This window comes from Arthrobacter sp. Y3223164, assembly GCF_059091005.1.
In genome coordinates this window covers 1-2,888 of the sequence record NZ_JBNHGF010000349.1, presented here as the reverse complement: position 1 = coordinate 2,888, position 2,888 = coordinate 1, and the positions used below count along the sequence as shown (strand labels likewise).

Here is a 2,888-nt window from a genome sequence, read left to right as displayed (position 1 = left end):
GGGCAGCTCGAAAGCCCCCGGCACCCGGACCAGGGCCGGTTCCCCGATGCCCGCCTCGGTTGCCGCCCGCAGCGCGCCGTCGACCAGCCCGTCCATGATCTCGGTGTGCCAACTGGCGGCGACTATGGCGAGCTTTAGCGCGCCGGTCTCCGCCTGCAGGCCGGTGATGTCGATGGTGGGTGCTCCGTGTCCGCTCATGTTCTTCCTTCGTGAAACTCTCGTCGGTGGTTGTTGGTGGGTGCTTGCCTGGCGCAGGCGTCAGCTCTGCTGCACGGGCGTTGTCTGCAGGACGGCCAGCCGGTGGTCCATGCGGTCCCGCTTGGTCTCCAGGTAGCGGCGGTTCTGCTCCCGGAAGGGAACCTCCGCGGCCACCATCTCGACCACATCGATGCCCAGCGCCGCCAGCATGCTGCTCTTGGCCGGATTGTTGCTCAGCAGCCGGATGGCGCCGATGCCCATCGCCCGCAGGATGGCGGCGGCGGCGGAGTAGTCCCGCGCGTCCACGGGCAGGCCCAGCTGCTCGTTGGCCTCCACCGTATCGGCGCCGGCTTCCTGCAGCGCGTAGGCCCGCATCTTGTTGGCCAGCCCGATGCCGCGCCCCTCCTGGCCGCGCAGGTACAGGACCGTCCCGCCGTGCTCTCCGATCATGGCCAGCGCCTGCTCCAATTGCTCGCCGCAGTCGCAGCGGTAGGAGGCGAACACGTCGCCGGTCAGGCATTCGGAGTGCAGCCGGACCAGAGGTTCGGCCGCCGGACTGACCTGCGAGGTGATGCTCAGGTGCTCCACGCCGGTGGCGGCATCGGTCCACGCCTGGGCGGTGAAGCTGCCGAAGGCCGTGGGCAGCTGGACCGCGGGCCCGCCCTCGACCGTGGCGGCCGGAGTCTTTTCGCGGATGTCCTTACCGTCCATGGTTCGCCGCCTTCGGCAGGCCGGCGGTGTCCGCGTTCCCGGCCAGGTGGTTCGCGAGGTCCTCGATCGAAACCAGCGGGCAGCCGTGCTCGTCGGCAAAGGCGCGCAGCGCCGGCAGGCGCATCATGTCCCCTTCATCGTGCACCAGTTCCGCGATGACGCCCACCGGCGCACGCCCGCCCAGCCGGCACAGGTCCACGGCGGCTTCGGTGTGTCCGCGCCGCGCGAGCACGCCGCCGTCGACCGCCCGCAGCGGGAAGACATGCCCGGGCCGGGTCAGGTCGGCGGCAGTGCTGTCCGCCGCCGCCAGCACCACGGCGGTGCGCGCACGGTCGGCGGAACTGATGCCGGTGGTCACGCCGTCGGCCGCGTCGCAGGAAACCGTGTAGGCCGTTCCCTTGGCATCCTGGTTGACTTCGACCATGGGCGGCAGCCCCAGTTCGTCGGCTCGCGCCGCCGGCAGTGGCACGCAGATGACGCCCGAGGTATAGCGGATGGTCCAGCCCATCAGTTCGGGGGTCGCGGCGTCGGCGGCAAAGATGATGTCGCCTTCGTTTTCCCGGTCCTCGTCATCAACGACGACGACGGGGCGGCCGGCGGCGACCGCCGCCACAGCGGCTTCGATCGTGTCGAGCGCGATCCGCGGCTCCACCGCGGCGCTCATGCCCTGGCTCCGGTGGTGAAGGCCAGGAGCCGTTCGGCGTACTTGGCGAGGACGTCCACTTCCAGGTTGACGCTGTCGCCGGGCTGTTTCGCGCCCAGGCCGGTGTCGGCCAGCGTGGTGGGAATCAGGCCGACTTCGAAGAACTGCGTCGCGGCACCGGCATCGCTGACGTTCGTGACCGTCAGCGAGACGCCGTCGACGGCGATGGAGCCCTTCTCCGCGATGTAACGGGCCAGCTCCACGGGAACGGTGAAGCGCAGCCGCTCCCAGTCGCCCAGGTCCTCGCGTTCGGCCAGCGTGCCGACACCGTCCACGTGCCCCTGAACCACATGTCCGTCCAGCCGTCCGCCGGCCGGGACGCAGCGTTCCAGGTTGACCGGCTGCCCCGGACGGAGCGAACCGGTGGTGGTGCGTGTGAGGGTCTCCCCCATCACGTCCACGCTGACCCGGCTGCCGTCCAGCGCGACTGCGGTCAGGCACACGCCGTTGACGGCGATCGATCCGCCGAGCCCGAGCCCGGCAGCCGTTTCGGGGGCGGTGAAGGTCAGCACTGCGCTGTCAGTGGCCGGACTCAGGTCCAGCGATTCAACGCGCCCTTGTTCCGCGATGATTCCGGTAAACATTCATTTGCCTTTCTGAGTGCCGTGGGACGGCAGGGGTTCCAGGTGCAGGCGCAGGTCCGCGCCCAGGATTCGGGTGCTGCCGCCGGCCGTGTCCCAACGCCAGCGGCCGGCCTCGGACAGCGTCCCGATGCCGAGGTCGGCCACCGCACGGGTGCCGGCGCCGAGCATCAGGGGTGCCAGGTAGAGCACGAGTTCGTCGACCAGGTCGGCGCGAAGGAAAGCCGAGGCGACGGTAGCTCCGCCCTCGATCATCGCGTGGCCGATGCCGCGCCGTGCCAGTTCGGCCAGGACTTCGGCCGGGTCGTGGGTCGCCAGTTGCAGGAAGCGGCCATCGGTGCCGCGGACCGCGGCGTCTGCCGCGACCTTTCGGCGCCCCATCACCACGCGCAGCGGCTGGCCCGGAGTTTCGTGTCCGGCCCGGTCGCGGGCGGTGAGCCTCGGGTTGTCGGCCGCGATGGTTCCGTTGCCGGCGATGATGGCGTCCGCGCGGGCGCGGATGCCGTGGCTGTCCGCCCGCGCCTCTTCCCCGGTGATCCATTGGCTGGTGCCGTCTGCCGCGGCAATCAGGCCGTCCACGGTCTGCGCGACGTGCAGGGTGGTGAACGGCCGCGCTTCCCGCCGGGCCTCGAACCAGCGATGGTTCAGGTCCAGCGCCTGCTCCCGCAGCAGTCCCGTGCGCACGGCGACGCCGG

At 70.8% G+C, this 2,888-nt stretch carries 5 protein-coding genes; all 5 read right to left on the bottom strand.

Annotated features, from left to right (window positions below; translation table 11 throughout):
- The coding region (locus AC5RUJ_RS13840) for a 6,7-dimethyl-8-ribityllumazine synthase (protein WP_494156022.1) at positions 1-198 on the bottom strand (198 nt) is incomplete at its 3' end.
- Between the two features lie 60 nt (positions 199-258).
- Complete coding sequence (ribA, locus tag AC5RUJ_RS13835; RefSeq protein ID WP_493999584.1) at positions 259-909, bottom strand: GTP cyclohydrolase II; 651 nt, start codon at positions 907-909, stop codon at positions 259-261.
- The gene (ribB, locus tag AC5RUJ_RS13830) at positions 899-1,573 is read right to left on the bottom strand and encodes a 3,4-dihydroxy-2-butanone-4-phosphate synthase (protein ID WP_493999583.1); all 675 of its coding nucleotides are present in this window, start codon (positions 1,571-1,573) and stop codon (positions 899-901) included. Before ribB ends, ribA begins: the two co-directional genes overlap by 11 nt.
- Positions 1,570-2,196 carry a riboflavin synthase gene (locus AC5RUJ_RS13825; RefSeq protein ID WP_493999582.1) on the bottom strand — a complete coding sequence of 209 codons (627 nt, stop codon included), beginning with the start codon at positions 2,194-2,196 and terminating at the stop codon, positions 1,570-1,572. The genes ribB and AC5RUJ_RS13825 overlap by 4 nt, the downstream gene beginning before the upstream one ends.
- A partial coding sequence (locus tag AC5RUJ_RS13820) for a RibD family protein (protein ID WP_494156021.1) occupies positions 2,197-2,888 on the bottom strand: 692 nt, incomplete at its 5' end.

Excerpts from the sequence above, each read along its gene's own strand:
- ribA (WP_493999584.1), bottom strand. The coding sequence starts at position 909 with ATGGACGGTAAGGACATCCGCGAAAAGACTCCGGCCGCCACGGTCGAG.
- AC5RUJ_RS13825 (WP_493999582.1), bottom strand. The coding sequence starts at position 2,196 with ATGTTTACCGGAATCATCGCGGAACAAGGGCGCGTTGAATCGCTGGAC.
- ribB (WP_493999583.1), bottom strand. The coding sequence starts at position 1,573 with ATGAGCGCCGCGGTGGAGCCGCGGATCGCGCTCGACACGATCGAAGCC.